Here is a 23,334-nt window from a genome sequence, read left to right as displayed (position 1 = left end):
TATCACCTATTCAACGACTTTAGGGACTGAAAAAAAGTCTAAAACTGTTTCTTGAGCATTTTTAAGAATATCTGAGGCATGATTGTTGGATTCAGGCGAATCTTCACGCATTCTTAAAGAATAGGAAACAGCATGATCAAGGGGTTCAACATTGCATGTGTTAACCTCATTAAGCTGTTCAATCCAGGCAACAATCTTGTTTAATTCGTCTGCAAATTGTGTTTCTTCATCATCTTTTATCTCTATTCTTGCTAGATGTGCAACTTTTTTTACGGTCTCACGGGTGATCGTCATCTTTAAAAACCTTGTCAATGGTACAAATGTTCTACACATTACCACTTTTTTTGATCAATCATCAAGTGTCAGTACGACACATTAAAGACAATGTTACGTCTATATGTTTGTAAAAAAATCCTGCATAGTTTAAATAATAAGTAGCAATTAAAAATAAGTTTCTTAGGGGAAGTTAATGAGCATTCGTACAACGCTTATAGGTATAGTCTCGGCTTTGGTCATTCTTGTTATCAGTTATTCAAGTATTTCATTTTATCATTCATACGAAACTTCACGTCTTGCCCGAGAAACAATTCAAATAAATGATATTTTAAATAATTTATTTGACAGTGCAGATGCAAGTTTTAATGCACGTGGCGGTATTATGCTTGCTTTGTCTAAAGAAGACCCTATTGCTACAGATCAAAAGAAAAAAATTGAGGATGCTCGACAAACTGCTGATGAATTATTAGAAAAAGTGATTACATCTGTTAAGTTGTTTAATGATTTTCCGGGGAGAGATGCAACTATTAATCAAATACTTAAAAACAAAGAAGAAATACGTGAGTTTTTTAAAAAAGTTGATATTGCAGCATCGCAACCACTTTCTAAAAGGGATTTGGACGTAGGTATTCATTATTTAAAATCTGTTGCGACTTTATATATTTCAATGAGTAATCTTGCTGATTTAATTAATGTGTATCTTTATGAAGAAACACCTTTTGATCATTTAGAGCAAATAAAAAGATATTTATCTTTTGTTTCTAATGAGTTGAGTGAATTAAGAGGGCGCTTTACAAAAATCATTTCGTTAGATAAAACTATCGAAAAAGAGGATTTGCGGGATTTGATGGGGCATTTGCCTGTTGCAGCGACAATGTTCAGATTAATAGAAGGATTGCTTGAAGGTCCTATTTTAAAAAAAGCGCTTTCTGAAAAGTATATAAAGCTTAAGCAATCCTTTGTTGAAAATTACCAAGTTGTTGTAGAAAAAGTATTTGAAAATGGCATTAAAGGTATTCATTATCAATTAAATGCGGACGAATGGTTTGAAAAAACTACAAAATTTTTGAGTGATGTGAGTATTTTTTCGGATCAAGTAAATGAAATAGAAAATAATTTATCTCAAAGTGACAATCAAAAATCGTTCACAAATGCAATAATTGCTGCAATTGCTCTAATCATTGGTTTTTCTTTAGCTTCGTTTGCCATTTTTGTAATTGTTAGGCGGGTTGTTAGGCCTATTGGAATATTGCAATCCAATATTAACGCTATCTCAGCTGGTGATACGACAATCCATGTTGATGTGTCGCGCAATGATGAAATTGGTATGATTGCAAAAGCATTAAATAATTTGAAGGAAATAGTTGGGAAATCTTTTCAATTGCAGCAAATGGTAGAAGAAATGCCACTCAGTATTTTGGTGGCTGACCCTCAAAAAGATTTTGCAATAAGCTATGGTAATAAATCAAGTTTAACGATGATGGAAACATTTGAACAATTTTATGGTTTTAAGTCTTCTGAATTGATAGGCACCAAAATACACCAATTTCATAAGAATCCAGACCATCAAAGAAAATTACTTTCAAATCCAAATAATCTTCCTTATAAAACACGCATAAAAATAGGAAATGATTGGGTTGATTTACAAGCGTCCGCAATATTAGATAAAAATGGTAAATATATAAGTGTAATGTCTACGTGGAATGTCGTAACGACTCAGGTAAAACTTGCTAATGATTTTGAATCTTCAGTTAAGGATGTAGTTGGATTGGTTGCATCATCGGCCAGCCAACTTAAATCATCTGCAGAAATTATGGCAAATAATGCTGAAAAGACGAATCATAATTCAAATATTGTTGCTGCGGCTTCTGAGCAAGCTTCAGCTAATGTTCAGACTGTTGCGTCAGCCGCTGAACAGCTTTCCCATTCAATTCAAGAAATAGCGCGACAAGTATCACAATCAACCCTTATTTGTACAAAAGCTGTTGGGCAAGCTAAATCAACGAATACGACGATTCAATTTTTAGCGAATGCCGTACATAAAATTGGTGAAGTTGTTAATCTAATTACAGAAATTGCAGGTAAGACTAATCTATTAGCATTGAATGCTACCATTGAAGCGGCACGTGCCGGTGAGGCGGGTCGTGGTTTTGCTGTTGTTGCATCTGAAGTAAAAGATTTAGCAAATCAAACAGCAAGGGCAACCGATGAGATTGCAGGACAGATTTTGTCGATTCAAAACTCAACAAATGATGCGGTGAAATCCATTGAAATAATTGGTTCAGTTATTTCAGAGCTTAATGATATTGCAACAAGTATATCCTCGGCTGTTGATCAGCAAGGAGCAGCGACTAAAGAAATCGCAATGAATGTTCAGCAGACAGCCCAAGGAACGCAAGAAGTGTCATCGAATATCATTGAAGTGAGTATTGCTGCTTCTGAAACAGGAAATATGGCAAGTGATGTGCTCATTGCAGCGGACGCACTTACTAATCAATCGTCAAAATTATCAGAAGAAGTTGATCGCTTTTTGAAAGAAATTAAAGCGGCGTAGGTTTTGCTTGAAATGCGACTGCTGTAGTCAATTAATGTATTGTTTTTGTAAATCTTTATTTAAAGTTAAGTGATTTTTGTTTTAAAAAACATCGCATGTTATTTATTATTTAAATCTAGAGTTATATTCCTTTGATTTTACAATATTATTTAATTTTTTATGATTCTAATCTTCGTTTATTGTCTTTTGTATTTTAATAAAAACGAATTGTATATTGTATGCAAAAATGATACAAATCATTTTTTCTTTCTAAGATCGAGGTCAATATGAAAAAATTTTGTATTCTTGTTTTTTCTTTTTTAATGTTGCTGCACCTTAAACTTTTTGCATTATTGCCTGAATTTGAACAATTATATCCAATAGGCACTATCGTCACACAAGATGATTTTTTTGATCGTTTTGAATATAAAAAGTTTATTGCTTCAGGAGGTGAATCACAGGTTTTTAAGGTTTGTGAGAAGGAAACAAATAAAGAATATGCGCTTGTTGTTTGTTCGCAGTATTATGGTATTTATAATGATTCTGATTCATACGAGGTTATTGTTCGACGCAAGTCCTTTGTTGAGCGAATGATTCAGCTTCAGAAATTTAATCCGCATCAAGCGGTTATTCATGCTTATTTTTGGATAAAAACGATGTCGTTAACGCGACAGAATGCCAAGTTGTATAGTGTTCCTGAATATTATGTTAATCGGTATAATCCTATCCCGGATGGACGATTTTTCAATGAATTAAGCTTGGATGATGTAAATACAGATAAGTTTAAATCTTTACCTGAAGAGATAAAAGGAACTTTAAATTGTTGTATGTTGCTTGAACTTGGAGAAGCTGATTTAGAGTCTGAAGAATATAAAAAAAAAGAGATAGATAAAAAATTAGAAAATCTGGTAACACAAATCTCTTGTCATTTTATAAGGCATGCAGATGTTATTCAATGTGATTATAAGCTGAGAAACCATATCTATATCAAATCTGAAAATGTATTTTATGGTGATAGAGCCATGAGTGATTACCAATATTGGCATTATGTTGTGAATGGTAAACATTTCTATATTCCAGCTCTTCCTATTGTTATTAAGCGAATTGATTATGGTGGATGGTATTTATTTATACGTGATCTTTCTAGTAATTTTAAGGAAAATAATTATTCACGTAGATTTTTTGATGATAATGATTATGCAATATATAGCGAAAAGCCAGATGTTCCAGATGATCAAATATTAGATATTTTGATGTATACGCCAGAATAAAATTTTGTGGAAGCTTGTGGATAATTATAGTAACTTCCTACGTGCCGCGAACAAGTCCTGAGAGATCCACACGAATTTAAACACAGCGAAATCTTAGGATTTCGTCGTTGCGATGAGTCGAAGACGAAGAAGCAATCTAGAAAATAGCCTTTCAAAAGTTATAAATGTTGATTTTGGGGCTGGATGCCGCACGGGTTTCTATTATTTTCAATATGTTACAGAATTATTTTGTGTGGATCTCTCAGGAATAAGTCACGGGCATATGATTACCAACAAGTATTTCAAACCATTGATATTTAAGAACTATATTTACATAGATCTCTTTACTTTACAGGACAGTTTATATTGTTATCTTAGAATTTTGTCCCATTGCCATTGTTTCCCTGGGCTCGTTGATGCAAAGCTTCATACGTAGATCCAGGGTAACAAAGATGTGTGGGCAAGTTTCTATCATAAAGATAAAAATTGCCCGTAGATTGATGGACTATTGTTTGCAGGTTTTGAATTTAAAATTAAATTCAATGCGTCGTTAAACCTCTTTCAAGATCATCCTTTGAAGCATCTGCAATGGGAAGTGCTTTTGGAGGATCTTCAGCTTCTACCCATTCAATAGGAACCAGTTTAGCGGTTAAAGCATGTGCAAGCACTTCTTTAATCGTTTTAACAGGCACTATATAAATATGATCTCTTAAAAATGATTTATTTGCATAAAGATAAGAAAAATAAGATTGTAAGTAATTCTTATAATGATAGAGAATGGAATTAAAAGTTGGCAATAATTAGCTTGATTTTTATTTTTTTATTAATTTTTTAGAATGTATTTGATTTTTTATTGATTTTATACTAAAATAATAATTATTTTTTATTAATCTAAAGGTATTGCTATGATAAAAAAGTATTTTTTTGTACTTATGTCGTTTTTTGTATTTTTTTTATCTGTAAATTATTCAGATGCAACGATTGATGAGGCTGTTAATGCTGCAAGGCCAGATAGGTCTACACCTTGGTATCTTTCTGATAAGCCAAATATCACTTTTAATGAATATTATATTTCAGCAACAGATCTTGCGTGTGGTTTTAGGGCTTTTGGATATGACTCACGCGAATCTGCTATTGATGCGATGCTTAAAGCGCTTGCTGATCAAGATCCTCGATATACAAAGCGTAATGAAAAATTACGTGAATATATAAAAAATGATTATGCAGAAAATATTAGTGTTGAAGAATATTTAAATAAAATTAAAAAAACACAATATGAGCTTCCTTTTAATGCAAATAAATTATTTCTTGACAATGATAATGTTGTAAAAAAAATCTATGAACCTCTCAATATCCCTTATACATTTATCAATGCTTTTGCCTTATTAACACATAAAAATCTTCATATTTATAATATCCATTCAAATGAAAATAAAAATATTTATTTGAGTCATTCTTTTATGCATGATAGTGGAAGTGTAAAAGAAGATTTATTTCTTTTGTGTAAAGGGATTCATTACAACAAATTAGTGCCGACGGGATATCAAGGTACAAATGCACGTGCAAAGGATGCAGAAGATAAATATCTTACAGAGTTAAGATTACGTTTAATGCAGGGAGAAGAGAATTCTAGGCAACAAGTTTCAGATATTTGCACAACATTCGTGCATGATGAGTCTGAAATTCAGCCAGAGTTAATTTTAAATAATAATGTTTCTGTTGAAAATCAAGAAATACAAGAAAATATTTTAAACAATAATATACTTCCTTCTAATCATTTAAATAATATAATATTGGATGATGACATTGACGAGCCTATTGAAGAATTTAGCGCTATTGAAATAAAAGACTTTATTCTTGGAAAAAGAAAAATGCTTCCTGATTGTACCATCGAGCAGTCTTTGATTGGTGCGTATCAACAAGCAGAAAACGTTTTTGATAAAGAAAATGCTTTATTTGTATATGTTCAGCTTTATCTTAAAAGAAATTATGTGCCGAACGCTTCTTTTGTTGAAGATTTAATAAAAAAATTGGATGTACTTATTAAAAAAAAGGGATCAAAAAGCAAAACAAAAAAACATCGTCATTATGCATCTATTTTCAAAGGACAAATTTACGTCAAAATGAATCGATTGGATGATGCTTGGCGTATATTTGCTGATTTGAACGAGAAAAAAAATAGTTTTACAAAGACATTTTGGTTGGATATGGCTGAAATGATCCTTTTGCACGACTATACGCCTGGCGGGATGAATCGTGAAGAGGCCACTAAGCTTGCTTGGGAATTGTTTAATAAAAAAGTAAATTCAAGGAATACACATCGATCAAAAAACACTAAAAAGGTAATAATAAATGATATTGTTATTGTGCCTGCTTATTATAACAGTAAAGTAAGTAACGAGCGGCGCGAAAAAGTATTGTCTGTAGTTGAGGACAGAAACAGGCAGCGCGCTACGCCGGTTCAAAATAGATTTAATCAGCCAGAATCAGTCAATAACCAGAGCGTTGTAAGCATTGATAGGCCGCAAAATATTCTAGGTAGAAAAAGAAGTGATAGGATTGATTCTCAACAAAGGGCAAATAAAAGGCAGCGTGTTGGACAAGATGAATGTGTTAATATAGAAATATCCGTCTTATCTGATGATAATAATGATACTATAATAAATAATAATCATCATCATGAATTTTTGAATGAAGAAAATATTAACGGATCCAGTGATGATTCTGTGGAGCTGGATAATTCAGTATGTTCTAGCAATTTTTTAATGCAGCTGGATGAAAATAATTTAAAAAATATAGAGTTACGTAAGCTTATTTTAGAAGGAAAGCATTATTGTTTTTTGAAAGATGGTAAGAATGCCCTTATCTGTTTTAAGAAAGTGATAATGCTTTGTGGAAGTGATTGTTTTAATGAATATTATGTTCAAGCTTTGATAGGACTTGGAAATGCCCGTGATCCAGAACGTTTGCAATCTGATTTTTATCAAAAAGCCGAAAAGATTGCCTATGAGAAGGGATTCAAACAATTAGAATGTGAGGCACTGATAGGACGTTGGAATGCCCGTGACCCTGAATGTTTGCGATATGAACTTTATCAAGATGCCGAAAAGATTGCCTATGAGAATGGGTACAAAGAATTAGAATGTGAGGCACTGATAGGACGTGGGAATGCGCGTGATCCTGAGAGGCTAAAGTGTTATCAAGAAGCTGAGAAGTTAGCACGTGAGAATGGCTATACAGAATTATTATGTCATGCGCTGATAGGACGTGGGAATGCGCGTGATCCTGAGGGGTTGCAATGCTATCAAGAAGCCGAAAAGATAGCCTATGAGAATGGGTACAAAGAATTAGAGTGTAGGGCACTCATAGGACGTGGGAATGCCCGTGATCCAGAACGTTTGCAATATGAATTTTATCAAAAAGCCGAAAAGATTGCCTATGAGAAGGGATTCAAACAATTAGAGTGTGAGGCACTCATAGGACGTGGGAATGCGCATGATCCTGAGGGGTTGCAATGCTATCAAGAAGCCGAAAAGATAGTCTATGAGAATGGGTACAAAGAATTAGAGTGTAGGGCACTCATAGGACGTGGGAATGCTCGTGATCCAGAACGTTTGCAATATGAATTTTATCAAGAAGGAGAAAAGATAGCGCGTGATCATGGGTATACAAAATTAGAGTGTGAGGCACTGATAGGACGTGGGAATGCCCGTGATCCTGAACGTTTGCAATATGAATTTTATCAAAAAGCCGAAGATATTGCGCGCAAGAATGGATACAAAAAACTTAATTATGATGCATTGATGGGGATGGGTAATTATTATTCACATGCCAAAAAACAGAATAAAGATGCTTTGTATTGCTATGAGGACGCGCTTAAGTTGAATATTTCAAGAAGTGATAATGATAAAGCGCGAAAAGGAATTGAAAGGGTTGAAAGATTTTTAAGTAGCTAGCTTTGAAGGTTACCATTGTTCTTCATTCAAAAAAATGGGGCCAGAAAGGCCCCAAATCTTTTCGTTTAAAATCATGATACTAAAATTACGATTAATGCGTCGTTAAACCTCTTTCAAGATCATCCTTTGAAGCATCTGCAATGGGAAGTGCTTTTGGAGGATCTTCAGCTTCTACCCATTCAATAGGGACCAGTTTAGCGGTTAAAGCATGTGCAAGCACTTCTTTAATCGTTTTAACGGGTATTATTTCCATATGATCTTTCACATTGTTTGGAATATCCGCTAGATCTTTTTCGTTCTCGTATGGAATAATCACTTTTTTAATGCCGCCTCTAAGCGCTGCCAGTAATTTTTCCTTTAATCCGCCGATCGGTAAGACCCGTCCACGTAAAGTGATTTCACCTGTCATTGCAATATCTTTGCTCACGGGGATACCTGTAAGCATGGATACGATGGAGGTACACATTGCAACACCTGCAGAAGGACCGTCTTTAGGGGTCGCGCCTTCTGGCACGTGAATATGGATATCGCTACGTTCAAAGATCGTTGGTTTGATACCAAATTCAACAGCTTTTGCACGGACATAGCTGATAGCTGCTTGAACGGATTCTTGCATCACATCACCTAATTTACCGGTAATGGTTGTTTTGCCTTTACCAGGCACACGAATAGCTTCAATTGAAAGAAGATCGCCGCCAACTTCAGTCCAAGCAAGGCCTGTTGTGACACCCACTAAATCTTCAAGTTCTGCGCGGCCATAATCATATTTTTGGACGCCTGCAAACTTTTCAAGATTATCTTGTTCAATCTTAAGTTTTTTGATTTCGTTCAGTGTAATTTCTTTAACAGCTTTTCGCGTTAAATTAGCAAGTTCACGTTCTAAATTACGAACGCCTGCTTCACGTGTGTAATAGCGAATAAGATCACGTAAAGCGCCTTCAGAAATTTCCCATTCTTTGGGTTTAAGACCGTGCATTTCAACTTGACGCGGAATCAAATGTTGTATCGCAATTTCAACTTTTTCGTCTTCTGTATAGCCAGGAATACGAATGATTTCCATGCGATCTAAAAGGGCAGGGGGAATTCGCAAACTATTGGCTGTTGTGACAAACATGACATCTGACAGATCGTAATCAAGTTCAAGATAATGATCGTTGAATGTGTTGTTTTGTTCGGGATCTAAAACCTCAAGCAAAGCAGAGGCTGGATCACCGCGCCAATCGGCACCAATCTTGTCTATTTCATCTAATAAAAATAATGGATTAGATGATTTTGCCTTTTTCATCCCTTGGATAATTTTACCAGGCATTGACCCAATATAAGTACGTCTGTGGCCTCTGATTTCAGCTTCGTCACGCACACCACCCAATGATATACGCACAAAATTACGACCTGTGGCACGTGCAATGGATTTGCCTAAAGATGTTTTACCAACGCCAGGCGGTCCAACGAGACATAAAATAGAGCCACGCATTTTTTTAACACGTTGTTGTACAGCAAGATATTCAAGGATGCGATCTTTAACTTTTTCAAGTCCAAAATGATCTTCATCCAATATTTTTTGTGCTTCTTTAATATCGCTTTTAACTTTTGTCGATGCTTGCCAAGGAATAGATAACAGCCAATCAAGGTAATTCCTTACAACGGTGGCTTCAGCTGACATCGGGCTCATATTACGAAGTTTTTTAACTTCTGATATTGCTTTTTCTTTGGCTTCTTTGCTGAGCTTCGTTTTTTTGATTTTATCTTCAAGTTCTGCAATTTCGTCTTTGCCTTCTTCGCCTTCGCCCAATTCTTTTTGAATAGCTTTCATTTGCTCATTCAAATAATATTCTTTTTGGGTTTTTTCCATTTGGCGTTTAACGCGGTTACGAATGCGTTTTTCAACCTGCATCAAGCCGATTTCGCTCTCCATAAGACTATAAACACGTTCGAGTCTTTTGCTTACTTCAAGATCTTCAAGGAGTGATTGTTTTTCAGAAAGCTTCACGACCAAATGAGAAGAAATAGTATCAGCAAGTTTACTTGGATCGTCGATTTGATTGACCACAACCAGAATTTCTGGTGGGGTTTTGCGATTCAGCTTGATATATTGTTCAAATTGACCGACAACAACGCGTTTTGTTGCTTCTAATTCGTTGATATCACCTATTTCTTCAGAAAGTGAAATGACTTCTGCTTCGAAATGGTCTTTATTGGGAATAAATTTTTGTACTTTAGCGCGTTCTCTACCTTCAACGAGCACTTTTACAGTGCCATCAGGTAATTTCAATAATTGTAAAATGACGCCTAATGTTCCAATTTGATAAAGATCTTTTTCCTCGGGCTCTTCAAGTGTCGCATCTTTTTGTGCAAGAAGAAGAATGTTTTTTTCTTCGCGCATTGCAACTTCAAGTGCACGAATTGATTTTTCGCGTCCCACAAAAAGGGGTACAATCATATGAGGGAAAACGACGATATCCCTTAATGGCAAAACTGCTATGCCAGAAGTTTTGAGAGATGTTTTAGCCATTTGAACCTCTTTCATTTATGGTGTCATATAAAGATTAGGATATATCCAATCCTGCTCCTCCTTATTTATGGACTGATTTTGGGTTTTCAAGCAAGGGCTTATGGATATTTTATTAAAGAAAAAGGCATCATCAGCGTTATTTTTGCAAAAAACGTCGATGATACCTTGTTTTGAGTCAACAAATTTTATTTTTTAATCTGTTGTGGATGAACGCTGCCTTTGAATTCTACAGGTTCACTTGTAGTTTTTGTTTTGCGACGCTCGTCTTTATCATCACTATATAAAGAATCATAAGAAGTCGTTGATGGTGGATTGTCGCTTGTGCCATGCGTCCAACCTTCTCTGTTTTGGAAATAGGCGCTTCTTACACTTGCGTAATAATCAAGAGATCCTCTTTTGAAGTCATCAAGTTCTTCGATATAACGTGAACGATCGTCAATACCTTCTGGAACTTCACGTGCGAGCGTCCAGTAAGAATCACCGTTAAGGATGAGGATGAGATTTAAGGGGTCCATAATATAATCGACAGCACGACCTACGCCATCTCTGAAGTTTGATGGGCCTCTGAATGGAAGCATAAGATAGGGGCCGTTTTGAACACCCCAAGAGGCAAGCGTTTGGCCAAAATCATGACGTTTATAAGGTATATTCCAGTAGCTACAAACATCATATAAGCCACCGATCCCTAATGTGCTGTTGAGTACAAATCGGCTAAATGCACGACCAGCTGCTTTGAATTCGCCTTTTAATAAAGCATTTGCAAAATTGTTAGGCTCGCGTAAATTTTGGAAAGCATCTCTGAATCTGTTGCGGAGTTGGTACGGGAAAATGCCTCTGTAAAGTCCTGCTGCAGGTCTTGCAAGAAGTGTATCAAATTGATCGTTAAAGACAAAGATTGCTTTGTTTAACGGACGCAATGGATCACGATCAGGATTTATTTTTTCAGACATAGGCATATCGATATGCGCTGTGTTCTTATGTGTACAACCGGCTGATAATATTACTGACGTGCAAAAAATGGATGTTTTAATAAGTCTTAGAACTTTTGACATGATTTCCAATCCCGAATTCCGAAACACTCTGTTTATCGAACTTAACATAGTAAAATTAATATGTTCAATCAATTTATCTTGTTGTTTTTATCTGCCAAAAACATTGTGGTAAAGGCAATACATATTTTTTTCGGAACCTCTAATTTATATGCACTTTTATTGCCTAGGCCTTGTAAATTTTAGAGGTTTTGTTTTAAAGTATATTCAATGAAAATTGTTAGAAAAAAGGTTGTTTAATAGTGCATTTTTCTTTTGAAATGTTTCCACCGCACTCACATCAACAACATATTGAATTTATGTCTATGTTTGAAGACATTGATTTTATGAAACCGAATTTTATTTCCATAGGGCAATCACCCATTGAAAATATATATCGTGATGCTTTTATTTTTGATGTGAAACAAAAATTCAATTTAAATGTCTGTCCACATCTTACATGCGTTTCGATGTCTAAAGATAAATTGATTGAATTGGTTAAAAAATATTGGGAAAAAGATATTCATTATATTCTTGCGTTACGAGGTGATTTTCCTAAAGATCATGCGTTAAGCAATGATCATTTTATATATACTAAAGATTTTATTAAGGTGCTGAAAAATATTGCACCTTTTGAAATCATCGTGGCAGGATACCCTGAAAAACATCCCGAGATCGCGACGATAGAAGAAGATATATTGTATTTAAAGCAAAAAATTGATGCAGGTGCCACAGCAATTATTACGCAATTTTTTTTTGATAATGAGGCATTTTTAAAGTATAGGGATCAGGTCGAAAAAGCAGGTATTCATGTGCCGCTTATACCAGGTATTATTTCAATGACTAATATTGAAAAAATAAAGAAATTGTCGGAAAGATGTAATGTCGATATGCCCATTTGGTTGGTAGAAAAATTTCAAACAATAAATCCTGTAAAATATGTTGAAGAGTTTTTATTGAAACAATGTGATGTTTTATTAAAAGAAGGCGTTAAGGGGTTGCATTTTTATACCTTGAATGATCCTTCTTTATCAATCAAGATATGTAAAGAATTAGGAATACGAGGGTAAAAATGATTGATAATTACCCACCTTATGGGCAAATTCGTCGTCAAGTCTGCGCTTCCAGTGCTCATGTACTTAAGTACATTCCGCGCCGGTTCTCACCTTTTCTAGACTTTGCCACATAATCTGAGTAATTAATGTTCAAACATATGGAGAGATATATGATTGATTATGATGCATTTGCAAAAGTTGATATTCGGTCGGGTGTGATTGTTAAAATCGAACCATTTGAGCGTGCAAAAAAACCTGCTTTTAAGGTTTGGGTTGATTTCGGGTCTGTTATTGGGACTAAACAAAGCTCGGCACAAATTACGCAAAATTATGAGCCTGATACATTATTGGGTCGTCAGGTTTTAGGTTGTATAAACTTAGGTGCAAAAAATATTGCTGGTTTTCAGTCTGAATTTTTACTTCTTGGGTTTGAAGATCAAAAAGGCGCAATTTCTTTGGCCACAATCGATCCAAAAGTTCCAAATGGGCAGAAAATGTGTTAATGCTTTAACACCATATTATTAAGCCTTGAGTGAATGATGAATTTAAAATCTATCGGATATGTTTCTTTTTTTTTAATGATGCTTATCGATTTTTTTGTATATCCAATGTTAGCAAAATCATTTTTTTTGCCTAACCTTGCATTTTTGTTTATATTTTTAACAATATTTTGTTTTTATAATCATTTTTTTATATTAACAATTATTGTGATGCAGTTTGTGTCAGAACTACTTTTTTATGAAAGTTATGGTTTTAAGACTTCTTTGATGATTGCTTTTTTGATTTTGTGTGAAAATGTTTATGCAAAAGCAAAGCTGATAGATTTTTTTAGTCTTTGGCAAAAATTCATGTATCTTATGATATTATTTTGTTTTTTTGAATCTAGTGTAAATTTTATTATTCAAAAACAATTTTTATCATTCTATGAATGTTTATTAAATTATATAACAAGTGTTTTATTTTTTCCGATTGCTTATTCCTTAATGTGTTCTTTTCAACGTAACCCTGAACATTTCAGAGAATAGTGATTTTTAATGTCTATTGATAAACTTCAAAAAGAATTATTGACAAGGAGATCATTGTTATTAGGTGCAGGGAAAATTGGTCTTTTATCAATGTTGCTTGGTAGGTTGTTTTATCTACAAATTATTGATGGTAAGAAATATAAAACATTGGCCGATGAAAACAGAATATCAACGAGGCCCTTATTGCCAGAGCGTGGCATGATTGTTGATCGTTTTGGTAAACCATTGGCAATGAGCCATGAAAGTTATCGATTGCTTTTTATGCCTGATCAAATGACTTATTTTAAAGAATCTTATCAGGTTTTAAAAGAAGTTATTAAAATTGATAAATCTTATGAAGAATTGTATAAAAAACTTAGATTAAAGCAAAATTTCCCTTTACTATTAGTGGAAGATTTATCGTGGGAAGATGTTATTAAAATTGAAACAAAAATAGCCGATTTACCGGGTGTTTTAATTGATAAATATAAAAAAAGACAATATGTGAACGGTCCCGCTTTATGCTCTATTTTAGGGTATATAGGTCCTATGTCACAAGAAGAGCAGGACAAAAATAATTTTTGTTCACCAGAACAACGTATTGGTAAATCAGGTATTGAAAAACAATATGATGCTTTATTACAAGGTGAATTTGGATATAAAACAGTAGAGGTCAATGCGCGTGGTCGTGTCGTGCGTGAACTTGAAACATCTTTGCCTAAAAAAGGGCAATTGATGACACTTACACTAGATTATGATCTTCAAGAATTTACGTATCAACGATTGGGCGATATGCCAGCGGCATCCGTGACCCTCAATGCAAAAAATGGCGAGATTTTGAGCCTGGCCTCAAGTCCTGGTTATGATTCACATTTATTTTTAAATGGTATTAGAACAGATGATTGGAAAAATCTATCGACTGATATGTATTCGCCGCTCATTAATCGCGTTATTGCAGGCAATTATGCACCTGGTTCCATTTTTAAAATAGTCGTAACGCTTGCAGGTCTTGAAAAAAATGTAGTGTCTCCTACAGAACGTATTTCGTGTAATGGACATGTAGAATGCGGCAATCATAAGTTACATTGTTACACTTCACATGGCTCTCTTAATTTGGTTGATGCATTGCAACGTTCTTGTGATGTTTATTTTTACACTATTGCTGATCGTATAGGCGTAAAATCGATTGTTGATATGGCTAAGAAATTGGGGCTCGGTGATGTGACTGGCATTGACATACCTGGTGAAAAAGCAGGGCTTGTTCCAGATGCAGCATGGAAAAGAAAAAAATATAAACAGCCTTGGCATAAAAGTGAAACAATGATGATGGGCATTGGCCAAAGTTATTTATTGGCAACACCGCTTCAATTAGCGCTTATGATGACACGCATTGTAAGTGGTAAATGTATTAATCCAAAACTTCACCAAGACAGTGTTGAAGAAGGCATCATTAAGCCAAAGGCTTACCAAGTTTTTGAACCACTTAATATTTCAGAAAATTCCCGCAAAATTGTTTTAGATGCCCTTAATAAAGTAACAAACATAGAAGGGGGGACGGGTTATAAAGCAAGGATTACACAAAAAGGTTTCGAAATGGCTGGTAAAAGTTCGACAACGCAGGTGAAACGTATTTCGCTCGAGGATCGTAAAAAGGGGCTTCATAAAAGTAAAGATAGACCTTGGCAGGATAGAGAACATGCAATGTTTGTGGGTTATGCGCCCGTGCATGATCCTCAATTTGTAACCTTTACGCTTATCGAACATGGTGGTGGTGGTGGTTCTGTTGCGGCACCTGTTGTGCGTGATATTCTTTTGAAAGCACAAGAACTTTCAAAATTAAAGACAGACCAAGGACAAGGAAATGTCTAAGCATTATTTTTCAAAAACAGAGCATAGTTTTTGGTATAAGATCAAACAAATTTCACTTCCTTTTGTTTTTGTTATTCTTTCGATTGCATCTATTGGTATTTTAATGCTTTATTCTGCAGCCAATGGTGAGTGGGACCCATGGGCATCGACACAACTTGTTCATTTAAGTATTGCTTTAGTGGCTTTTGTTATTGTGACTTTTATAGATACTCATTTTTGGTATAAATGTGCCTACTTATTATATGCTTTCGCACTGATTTTGCTTCTAGCTGTTGAAATTAAAGGTTATATAGGCATGGGGGCACAACGTTGGATTAAAATTGGTGTTCTTAATATTCAACCTTCCGAAATTATGCGTGTTGCCGTTATTCTTGCAATAGCACGTTACTATCATAATGTTCATATACATCAAGCACGCTATATAGCAACATTGATTGTGCCTCTTACATTATGTCTTATCCCTGTTGCGCTCGTCATGAGGCAGCCAGATCTTGGAACTGCTCTTATTATCTTGTCAGTTGGTGTTGCGCTTGTTTTTTTATCAGGTGCTGCCAAAAGATTGTTTGTGGGGGCTAGTGTAATGATTGCAGGATCTATTCCTATTGCATGGCATTTTCTTCGACCCTATCAAAAAGAGCGTATTTTGACATTTCTGGATCCAGAACGCGATCCATTGGGAACGGGATATCACATTATACAATCAAAAATTGCTTTAGGGTCAGGTGGTTTGACAGGTAAGGGTTTTTTAGAAGGATCGCAATCTCACCTAAACTTTTTGCCTGAAAAACAAACAGATTTTATTTTTACTATGCTTTCAGAAGAATTTGGTTTTATCGGTGGTGCGAGTGTTATTTTTTTGTATTTTCTAATAATTGCTTATGGATATAAAGTTGGATTAACGGCTACAACGCAATTTTCAAGATTAACTGCTTTGGGGATGACAACAGGTTTTTTCTGTTATGTCTTTATTAATATGGCGATGGTTATGGGGATATTGCCCGTGGTTGGAGAGCCCCTGCCGCTTTTATCTTACGGTGGGGCATCTTTGGTAACGACCTTTATTTCATTGGGATTTATTATGAATGCGCGTATTCATGATAAAGTTTAACGAATAGATCTAAATTCGTTAGTGGCAATCACTAATTCTTTTGCAAGGCCTGCTTCAAAAGCAGAATGTCCAGAATCATCAGCAAAGATTAGTTTGGAATTGGTCATTCTTTGTTTTAATTTATAAGCCGTGATGGGGGGGCAGACAATATCGTAACGACCATGAACAATAATGGTTGGAATATCTTTGATCTGATCTAAATTTTCAAGAATGGGCGCGTCTTTAATGAAAAAGTCATTATAAAAATAATGCGCCTCAATCAAAGCAGGTGCTAAATAATCAGAAGAACTTTTATCTATTTTGCTGACAGGCACTAGTGAAACACAACGATTTTCGTAATTATGCCAAGCGAGTGCTGCTGGTAGATGAATTTTAGGATCTGTATTTTTAAGGCGATTGTAAAAGTTTTCAAGATAATTATCACGTTCTTTTTCAGGTAGAAAGCTCATGAAGTCAATGCCAGCCTCTGGGTTAAATTTACCCATACCAGTAAAGAACCATTCTGTTTCATCGTGCTCGCCTAAAAATACGCCGCGTAATATAAAAGCTTTGATGCGATTGGGGTAATCAATACCGTAGCATAAAGCAAGCGTGCTTCCCCAAGAGCCGCCAAAAAGAATCCAAGAATCAACCTTGAAGAAAATTCTTAATTTTTCAATATCATCAATTAAATCTTTTGTTTGGTTGTTTTTAATTGAGGCATGAGGTGTCGATTTACCGGCACCACGCTGATCAAAAAGAATAATACGATAATGATCTGGATCAAAAAATCTTCGATGATCTTCTGTACAGGAGTATCCAGGCCCACCATGAAGGAATAGGATTGGCACACCTTCAGGATTACCGCATTCTTCCCAAAAAAGTTGATGGTCATCACCTACAGGGAGAAATCCAGTACGGTATGGTTCAATCGGTGGGTATAAAATTTCGTTGATCATTGTATTTCTTTCTTGGCCTTTCTAACGTAAGACATTATTATAGTTTAATATAAAACATTTTTTAAGTCAGTTCAACTGACTTTTTTTTTACAATAAAAAAAAATCTAAATGTCTATCGATTATTGATGTTTTTTTAGAAATTTGATTAATTGTTAAATAAAAAACTTAAATAAAGTATATTGTTCTGTTTTTTTATTTAAGTGAAAAACTTCAGATTTTAATTTGCAGGCAGTTATTTGTAAATTAAAATTCAAAGATCCTTGTATCCTGTGATTGCGTAATAAGAAAAGTTAAATTATGATGATCAAACTTAGATTCACTCACATTTTGAGGTGCTTAATATTATTTAGGTTTCTCTGATGGTTCTTCAGCTTTAGGAATGAAAGAATGGAAAACGCAATTTGGCAGCCAACACAAGAACAAATTAAAAAGTCAAATCTGCGTTATTTTATGTCTTTTGTAAATCAACGGCGTCATACTGATTTTGAAGATTATGCACAATTATATAAATGGTCTATTGAGTGTCCTGATTTTTGGTCAGATTTGTGGGATTTTTGTAAAGTTGTGGGTGATAAAAGTGGTCCTGTTTTATCAGGGGATGGCACTATTTTAGGTTCGACTTGGTTTTTGGCGTCAAAACTTAATTTTGCTGAAAATTTATTAAGACGAAGGGACACGCAAAAAGCACTTGTTTTTTGGGGTGAAAATCGTGTTAAAAAACATATTAATTATCAAGAATTATATGACGAAACATCAAAATTTAGAACATATTTAGAAAATAATAACATCGGTATTAATGATCGTATTGCTGCTTTTATGCCGAATATGCCTGAAACAATTATCGCCATGTTGGGTGCAAGTTCAATGGGCGCTGTTTGGTCATCTTGTTCGCCAGATTTTGGCATTGAAGGTATTGTTGATCGTTTTGGCCAAATTGAGCCAAAAATACTTATCGCCGTGGATTCTTATGTTTATAATGGCAAGCTTATTGATTGTTCCGATAAAATTTTAGCGCTTTTAGATCGATTACCTTCCTTAAGTAAAATTCTTATTGTTAATTATATGGGGAATGCATCAATTGTTGAAAAATTGCAACATCATCCTAAAATCGAATTTTGGTCAGATATTGTAACCCCTTTAGAATCAAACGAGATTATATTCGAACGTTTTGATTTCAATCATCCGCTCTATATTATGTTTTCGTCTGGGACAACAGGTGTGCCAAAATGTATTGTGCATGGGGCAGGGGGAACGCTTTTACAGCATTTGAAAGAACATCAATTACATTGTGACGTTAAAAAAGATGATCGTCTTTTTTATTTTACAACTTGTGGGTGGATGATGTGGAATTGGCTTGTAACAGGTCTTGCGTCCCAGGCTTGCTTGCTTTTATATGATGGATCACCTTTTTTTCCTAAGGGTAATATCTTATTTGATTTGGCACAAAGCGAAAAAATGACGCATTTTGGATGTTCAGCTAAATATATTGAAGCCCTGAAAAAAATACATTTAAAACCCATTGATAGTTACCATTTGATGTCGTTGCGTATGATGATGTCGACAGGATCGCCTTTGGTGCCCGAATCTTATGATTTTGTGTACACTAATATCAAGGAAGAAATTTGTTTGGCTTCTATTTCGGGTGGCACTGATATTGTTTCTTGTTTTGCCTTGGGCTGTCCTATTTTGCCGGTGTATCGTGGTGAATTGCAAGTCCGTGGTTTGGGTATGGCAGTAGACGTGTTTGATGATGAGGGTAAATCCATTGTCGGACAAAAAGGGGAGCTTGTTTGTACGAAACCATTTCCAGCAAGGCCTTTATATTTCTGGAATGATCCAGACGGTGAAAAATTTAAGAATGCTTATTTTAAATCTTTTCCTAATTTATGGGCGCATGGTGATTATGTTGAATTAACCAAACATCAAGGTATGATTTTTTATGGGCGATCGGATGCTGTTCTGAATCCAGGGGGTGTGCGTATAGGGACAGCAGAAATTTATAGACAGGTTGAACAAATTGACGATGTGCTAGAAAGTTTGGCGATTGGACAAGATTGGCATGGTGACGTACGTGTTGTTTTATTTGTAAAACTTAAAGAAGGTAAAAAATTAGATGTAAATTTGGTTGACCTTATTAAAAATATGATTAAATTGAATGCATCGCCACGTCATGTGCCTTCAAAAATCATCGAAATTGCCGATATTCCAAGAACAAAAAGTGGCAAAATTGTAGAGCTTGCGGTGAGAGATATTGTTCATGGTCGAATTGTTAAAAACAAGGAAGCTTTGGCAAATCCGGAAGCACTTGATTTGTACGAAAATATTACTGATTTACAATCTTAAGGTTTGTTTTTAAATGCGCTTTCTATCATATGTTTTTTTTATTGTTTGTTTTTCGTCTGTTGTTGATGCAGCGCCTACTACAAAAAATTTAGCTTCTAAAGCTGTAGTTTCTAAAAGTGTTTCTTCTAAAAATGCCCCTTCTAAGAATATAGTTCAGAAAAAACGTGAAAATAAAAAAGAAGAGCCTGTAAAATTAATTGGACAATATAAGGATTGGATTGTTCAAGAATTAGTGGATAAAGGCAAAAGACAAGCCTATATGATTGGATCCCCTAAAAAATCGACAGGTAAATATGATAAAAGAGGTCAAGTCTATCTTTTAATTTCAAGACAAGGTGATCTGAAAACTGGTAAAGATATCGTAAGCTTTGCAGCGGGTTATACCTATAAAGCGAATGCTCAAGTCGACTTTATTTTTCAAGATAATAAAAAATTTACCTTTTTTACCCAAGGGGAGCGCGCTTGGGCACCCGATGATAAAACAGATAAGGCGATGGTTGAGGCCATGAAAAAAGGGTCGTTGATTAAAATTAAAGGTAAATCAACAAAAGATACATTGACCGAAGATGAAATATCTTTAGCAGGGTTTCTTGCTGCTTATAAAATATATTTAGAGAAAAATAAATAATAAATAGATTTATAATATGTCCAATTAAATTCCATAAGGTCGCAACTTATACTGGATATGTACTAAATTTATCTATTTTTGAAATGAATTAAAACATTTATTTATTAAATGAATAATAACTTATCCAAATTTTTCTTGTAAAATATCAATAACATCTTGAATGTATTTTTCTTCTTCGATTATTAGAAGAATTGTATCATCGCCTGCAATAGTGCCAATAAGTTTTTTCATTGAACCTTCAATATAGGGGTTAAGCGTATAATTTTTATCAATTTGGATGGCAACAGCATTAGCTTGCCCGGGGTCTGTGTGAAGAACTACAAGATTTGGTTTTGAAACTTTGATACCAATTATTTTGGGTGTTTGCCACTGCGTTTCTTCAATTTTTTTGTAACTTGCGCCAATTTTTTGAATATTAAGTTTTTTAAGTTTACGCGAAATGGTTGCTTGAGGGATAATATGCCCTTTTTCTTTTAAGAAAGTTTGCAGCTGACTTTGTTCATGAATTTCATTGTTGGTGATAAGTTGCAAAATTAGAAAATCGATATTGTCAGAACTCATTTTAAACTCCCTTTTATGAATAATATTCACTTTTATGAATATATACTCTTTCTGCTTGACAAAAGCAATCAATGAATATATATTCACTATATTGAATAAATATGCAAGATGAGGCTATGATGAAAAAATTAATGTTTTTGGGACTTATTTTAGGGCTTTCGGCCTGCCAGAAAGATAAAGATGAAAATGTAATACGGGTTGGAATGTCTGCTGATTATCCACCTTTTGAATATATGGAAAAAGGCAAGCTGGTAGGTTTTGACGTTGATCTTGCCGAACAAATAGGTAAAGAGCTCAATATGAAAATTGAATTCAAGGAAATGTCTTTTAATAGTTTGATTCCGGCTTTACAAAAAGATCATATCGATGTTGTGATGGCGGGGATGACAGCGACCGAAGAACGGTTAAAGGAAATTGATTTTTCTGATATTTATTTCAATGATCAACTGGCCTATATTTTTAGAAAAGATAAGCAAGTAGATTCGTTGGAAAATCATTCGATGGGCGTTCAATTGAGCAGTACAATGGAAGTTTGGGCTAAGAAAAAGTATGGGGATGCTGCAAATATTGTACCGCTCGATAGTAATAATATGTTGGTAGAAGCTTTAAAAACAGGCAAAATTGATACTGTTATTATTAGCGAACCTCAAGCTAAAGCCTTTACAAAAGCTAATCCAAATCTTGGTTATAAAATAATTGGGTTTATTGATAATGGATGTGGCATTGCAATGCGTAAACAATCGCCTTTAAAAGAAAAGATTAATTTAGCGCTTAAAAACCTAAAAGAAAAAAAAGTAATGGATGAATTGACTAAAAAATGGATTGATACAAATGTACAGTGATATTCTTTATATTTTGGGGGGCGTGGGTGTCACGCTCCAATACACGATTGTGTCCTTATTAATAGGTTTTTCGCTTGGTATTTTATTAGGCATCTTAAAATTTTTAAGCAAAAGACCTTACTTGATTAATTTTTTTATTTCTGTTTTTAGGGGGACGCCGCTTTTACTCCAATTAAGTTTTGCTTATTTTGTGTTGCCCGAACTTATTGGTTTTAATTTAAGTGTTTTTGAAGCAGGTATTTTAGCGCTCGGGTTGAATTCTGCAGCTTATATGACTGAAATTATTTGGGCAGGGATAAAAAGCATCCCTAAAGGACAATTTGAAGCCGCTAAAACCCTTCATATTTCATCTTTTTTAATGTGGAAAGATATTATTTTGCCGCAAGTGCTTAATCGCATGATGCCAGCTTTGGCGAATGAAGTGATCACTCTTTTGAAGGAAACAGCGCTTATTTCGGTAATTGGTGAAGTCGATATTATGCGTCGCGCGCAATATTTAGCAGCTGAACAATTTAATTATTTTAAACCCTTATGTATTGCAGGTCTGTCTTATTATTTATTGGTTCAAATTTTAACGTTTATATTTAATTATATTCAAAAAAGGTGGCATTATGCTTAAGCTTCAAAATGTATCCAAGCATTTTAATGACCAAACGATCTTAGATAATATCAGTCTCACGATCGAAAAAGGGTCCATTGTAGGGCTTATGGGGCCATCAGGATGTGGTAAATCAACACTTTTAAGATGTATCCAGGGTTTTGAATCTTATGATAAAGGTTCGATTCTGTGCCAGGAAAAAGTGTGTTTGATATTACAAGATTTCCAATTATTTCCGCATATGAATGTGCTTGATAATATTACCTATGGCATGAGGCATGTCTTGAAAATACCGAAGAAACAAGCGGAAATTGAAGCGCTTAGCTTACTTAGAGAGCTTGGTCTTGAGGATAAAGCAAAAGTTATGCCGCATACTTTGTCAGGCGGGCAGAAACAACGTGTGGCGATTTTGCGGGCAATGGCATCGAAAGCTGATTTATTATTGCTCGACGAGCCAACATCAGCCTTGGACGCGCAATCAATTGGCGAGGTTGTTCAATTGATCAAAAAATTAAACGCGATGGGTTTGACGCTTTTGGTTGTGTCGCATGACGAGTTGTTTTTAAAAATGATTACAACGACGATATATGGGTTGAAGCAAGGTGCATTGCTTGAACAGAATTAGAGGTAAGGGAAACATATTGAAAAGAATAGAAACCTGTCGTTGCGAGTAGCGAAGCTGCGCGGCAATCCAGTTCTAAAATCAACATTTATAGCTTTTAAAAGGCTATTTTCTGGATTGCTTCTTCGTCTTCGACTCATCGCAACGACTAAATCCTAGGATTTCGCTGTGTTTAAATTCGTGTGGATCTCTCAGGGACAAGCCGCGGGAC

At 34.8% G+C, this 23,334-nt stretch carries 19 protein-coding genes; 13 read left to right on the top strand and 6 right to left on the bottom strand.

All coding sequences use genetic code 11. The features are described 5' to 3' along the window. Positions 1-6: 6 nt before the first annotated feature. On the bottom strand, positions 7-294 hold the full coding sequence (gene gatC, locus Q8L85_07205; GenBank protein ID MDP1724475.1) for an Asp-tRNA(Asn)/Glu-tRNA(Gln) amidotransferase subunit GatC: 288 nt from the start codon (positions 292-294) through the stop codon (positions 7-9). Positions 295-469: 175 nt separating this feature from the next. Between gatC and Q8L85_07200 the strand changes: the two genes are divergently transcribed. Both Q8L85_07200 and Q8L85_07195 read left to right on the top strand, forming a co-directional pair. Continuing rightward, positions 470-2,830: a methyl-accepting chemotaxis protein gene (locus tag Q8L85_07200; GenBank protein ID MDP1724474.1), complete on the top strand. Its 2,361-nt coding sequence runs from the start codon at positions 470-472 to the stop codon at positions 2,828-2,830. A 266-nt stretch (positions 2,831-3,096) separates the two neighbouring features. Beyond that, on the top strand, positions 3,097-4,080 hold the full coding sequence (locus Q8L85_07195) for a hypothetical protein (protein ID MDP1724473.1): 984 nt from the start codon (positions 3,097-3,099) through the stop codon (positions 4,078-4,080). 518 nt (positions 4,081-4,598) lie between these two features. On the opposite strand, the gene Q8L85_07190 is transcribed toward Q8L85_07195, so the two are convergent. After that, positions 4,599-4,856 (bottom strand): hypothetical protein, encoded by a 258-nt coding sequence (locus Q8L85_07190; protein ID MDP1724472.1) that lies wholly within the window; start codon positions 4,854-4,856, stop codon positions 4,599-4,601. A 108-nt stretch (positions 4,857-4,964) separates the two neighbouring features. Here Q8L85_07190 and Q8L85_07185 point away from each other — a divergent pair, with 108 nt between their 5' ends. Continuing rightward, a complete protein-coding gene (locus Q8L85_07185; GenBank protein MDP1724471.1) occupies positions 4,965-8,015 on the top strand; it encodes a hypothetical protein in 3,051 nt (1,016 codons plus the stop codon). 91 nt (positions 8,016-8,106) lie between these two features. On the opposite strand, the gene lon is transcribed toward Q8L85_07185, so the two are convergent. Together lon and Q8L85_07175 are read right to left on the bottom strand one after the other, a co-directional pair. Then, complete coding sequence (gene lon / locus Q8L85_07180) at positions 8,107-10,527, bottom strand: endopeptidase La (GenBank protein MDP1724470.1); 2,421 nt, start codon at positions 10,525-10,527, stop codon at positions 8,107-8,109. A gap of 185 nt (positions 10,528-10,712) precedes the next feature. Then, positions 10,713-11,579, bottom strand: a complete 867-nt coding sequence (locus Q8L85_07175) for a VacJ family lipoprotein (protein ID MDP1724469.1) — start codon at positions 11,577-11,579, stop codon at positions 10,713-10,715. Positions 11,580-11,818: 239 nt separating this feature from the next. On the opposite strand from Q8L85_07175, the gene Q8L85_07170 reads away from it, so the two are divergent. The 5 genes from Q8L85_07170 to rodA all read left to right on the top strand — a co-directional run bounded on the left by Q8L85_07170 (position 11,819) and on the right by rodA (position 16,591). Then, positions 11,819-12,625: a methylenetetrahydrofolate reductase gene (locus Q8L85_07170; GenBank protein ID MDP1724468.1), complete on the top strand. Its 807-nt coding sequence runs from the start codon at positions 11,819-11,821 to the stop codon at positions 12,623-12,625. Between the two features lie 155 nt (positions 12,626-12,780). Beyond that, on the top strand, positions 12,781-13,113 hold the full coding sequence (locus tag Q8L85_07165) for a tRNA-binding protein (protein MDP1724467.1): 333 nt from the start codon (positions 12,781-12,783) through the stop codon (positions 13,111-13,113). Between the two features lie 36 nt (positions 13,114-13,149). Further along, complete coding sequence (locus tag Q8L85_07160) at positions 13,150-13,635, top strand: hypothetical protein (GenBank protein MDP1724466.1); 486 nt, start codon at positions 13,150-13,152, stop codon at positions 13,633-13,635. 9 nt (positions 13,636-13,644) lie between these two features. Then, entirely contained in the window at positions 13,645-15,483 is a 1,839-nt protein-coding gene (gene mrdA, locus Q8L85_07155; GenBank protein MDP1724465.1) for a penicillin-binding protein 2, read from the top strand. Continuing rightward, the gene (gene rodA / locus Q8L85_07150) at positions 15,476-16,591 is read left to right on the top strand and encodes a rod shape-determining protein RodA (GenBank protein MDP1724464.1); all 1,116 of its coding nucleotides are present in this window, start codon (positions 15,476-15,478) and stop codon (positions 16,589-16,591) included. Before mrdA ends, rodA begins: the two co-directional genes overlap by 8 nt. Here the strand turns inward: rodA and pip are convergent. Continuing rightward, positions 16,588-17,529 (bottom strand): prolyl aminopeptidase, encoded by a 942-nt coding sequence (gene pip / locus Q8L85_07145; protein ID MDP1724463.1) that lies wholly within the window; start codon positions 17,527-17,529, stop codon positions 16,588-16,590. The two genes, rodA and pip, sit on opposite strands and share 4 nt — an antisense overlap. Before the next feature lie 387 nt (positions 17,530-17,916). Between pip and Q8L85_07140 the strand changes: the two genes are divergently transcribed. Together Q8L85_07140 and Q8L85_07135 are read left to right on the top strand one after the other, a co-directional pair. After that, complete coding sequence (locus tag Q8L85_07140) at positions 17,917-19,872, top strand: acetoacetate--CoA ligase (GenBank protein ID MDP1724462.1); 1,956 nt, start codon at positions 17,917-17,919, stop codon at positions 19,870-19,872. Between the two features lie 13 nt (positions 19,873-19,885). Next, entirely contained in the window at positions 19,886-20,500 is a 615-nt protein-coding gene (locus Q8L85_07135; GenBank protein ID MDP1724461.1) for an invasion associated locus B family protein, read from the top strand. 120 nt (positions 20,501-20,620) lie between these two features. Here Q8L85_07135 and Q8L85_07130 read toward each other — a convergent pair whose 3' ends face one another. Then, positions 20,621-21,061, bottom strand: a complete 441-nt coding sequence (locus Q8L85_07130; GenBank protein MDP1724460.1) for an ArgR family transcriptional regulator — start codon at positions 21,059-21,061, stop codon at positions 20,621-20,623. A gap of 116 nt (positions 21,062-21,177) precedes the next feature. Between Q8L85_07130 and Q8L85_07125 the strand changes: the two genes are divergently transcribed. Genes Q8L85_07125 through Q8L85_07115 form a run of 3 tightly spaced genes read left to right on the top strand, consistent with a single transcriptional unit; the run spans position 21,178 to position 23,126 of the window. Beyond that, positions 21,178-21,903 (top strand): ABC transporter substrate-binding protein, encoded by a 726-nt coding sequence (locus Q8L85_07125; GenBank protein ID MDP1724459.1) that lies wholly within the window; start codon positions 21,178-21,180, stop codon positions 21,901-21,903. Then, positions 21,893-22,522 (top strand): amino acid ABC transporter permease, encoded by a 630-nt coding sequence (locus tag Q8L85_07120; protein ID MDP1724458.1) that lies wholly within the window; start codon positions 21,893-21,895, stop codon positions 22,520-22,522. The genes Q8L85_07125 and Q8L85_07120 overlap by 11 nt, the downstream gene beginning before the upstream one ends. After that, positions 22,515-23,126, top strand: coding sequence for an ATP-binding cassette domain-containing protein (locus Q8L85_07115; GenBank protein MDP1724457.1), 612 nt, complete (start codon positions 22,515-22,517; stop codon positions 23,124-23,126). Before Q8L85_07120 ends, Q8L85_07115 begins: the two co-directional genes overlap by 8 nt. Positions 23,127-23,334: the final 208 nt, after the last annotated feature.

The organism is Alphaproteobacteria bacterium (assembly GCA_030680745.1).
Classification (GTDB): domain Bacteria; phylum Pseudomonadota; class Alphaproteobacteria; order JAUXUR01; family JAUXUR01; genus JAUXUR01.
The sequence above is the reverse complement of the archived record's forward strand: the minus strand, read 5'-3'. Positions and strand labels throughout refer to the sequence as shown.

Coding starts and splice junctions, on each gene's coding strand:
- Q8L85_07165 (MDP1724467.1), top strand. CDS start 12,781: ATGATTGATTATGATGCATTTGCAAAAGTTGATATTCGGTCGGGTGTG.
- Q8L85_07130 (MDP1724460.1), bottom strand. CDS start 21,061: ATGAGTTCTGACAATATCGATTTTCTAATTTTGCAACTTATCACCAAC.
- Q8L85_07195 (MDP1724473.1), top strand. CDS start 3,097: ATGAAAAAATTTTGTATTCTTGTTTTTTCTTTTTTAATGTTGCTGCAC.
- Q8L85_07135 (MDP1724461.1), top strand. CDS start 19,886: ATGCGCTTTCTATCATATGTTTTTTTTATTGTTTGTTTTTCGTCTGTT.
- Q8L85_07120 (MDP1724458.1), top strand. CDS start 21,893: ATGTACAGTGATATTCTTTATATTTTGGGGGGCGTGGGTGTCACGCTC.
- mrdA (MDP1724465.1), top strand. CDS start 13,645: ATGTCTATTGATAAACTTCAAAAAGAATTATTGACAAGGAGATCATTG.
- Q8L85_07125 (MDP1724459.1), top strand. CDS start 21,178: ATGATGAAAAAATTAATGTTTTTGGGACTTATTTTAGGGCTTTCGGCC.
- Q8L85_07175 (MDP1724469.1), bottom strand. CDS start 11,579: ATGTCAAAAGTTCTAAGACTTATTAAAACATCCATTTTTTGCACGTCA.
- rodA (MDP1724464.1), top strand. CDS start 15,476: ATGTCTAAGCATTATTTTTCAAAAACAGAGCATAGTTTTTGGTATAAG.
- gatC (MDP1724475.1), bottom strand. CDS start 294: ATGACGATCACCCGTGAGACCGTAAAAAAAGTTGCACATCTAGCAAGA.
- Q8L85_07115 (MDP1724457.1), top strand. CDS start 22,515: ATGCTTAAGCTTCAAAATGTATCCAAGCATTTTAATGACCAAACGATC.
- lon (MDP1724470.1), bottom strand. CDS start 10,527: ATGGCTAAAACATCTCTCAAAACTTCTGGCATAGCAGTTTTGCCATTA.
- Q8L85_07140 (MDP1724462.1), top strand. CDS start 17,917: ATGGAAAACGCAATTTGGCAGCCAACACAAGAACAAATTAAAAAGTCA.
- Q8L85_07200 (MDP1724474.1), top strand. CDS start 470: ATGAGCATTCGTACAACGCTTATAGGTATAGTCTCGGCTTTGGTCATT.
- Q8L85_07160 (MDP1724466.1), top strand. CDS start 13,150: ATGAATTTAAAATCTATCGGATATGTTTCTTTTTTTTTAATGATGCTT.
- pip (MDP1724463.1), bottom strand. CDS start 17,529: ATGATCAACGAAATTTTATACCCACCGATTGAACCATACCGTACTGGA.
- Q8L85_07185 (MDP1724471.1), top strand. CDS start 4,965: ATGATAAAAAAGTATTTTTTTGTACTTATGTCGTTTTTTGTATTTTTT.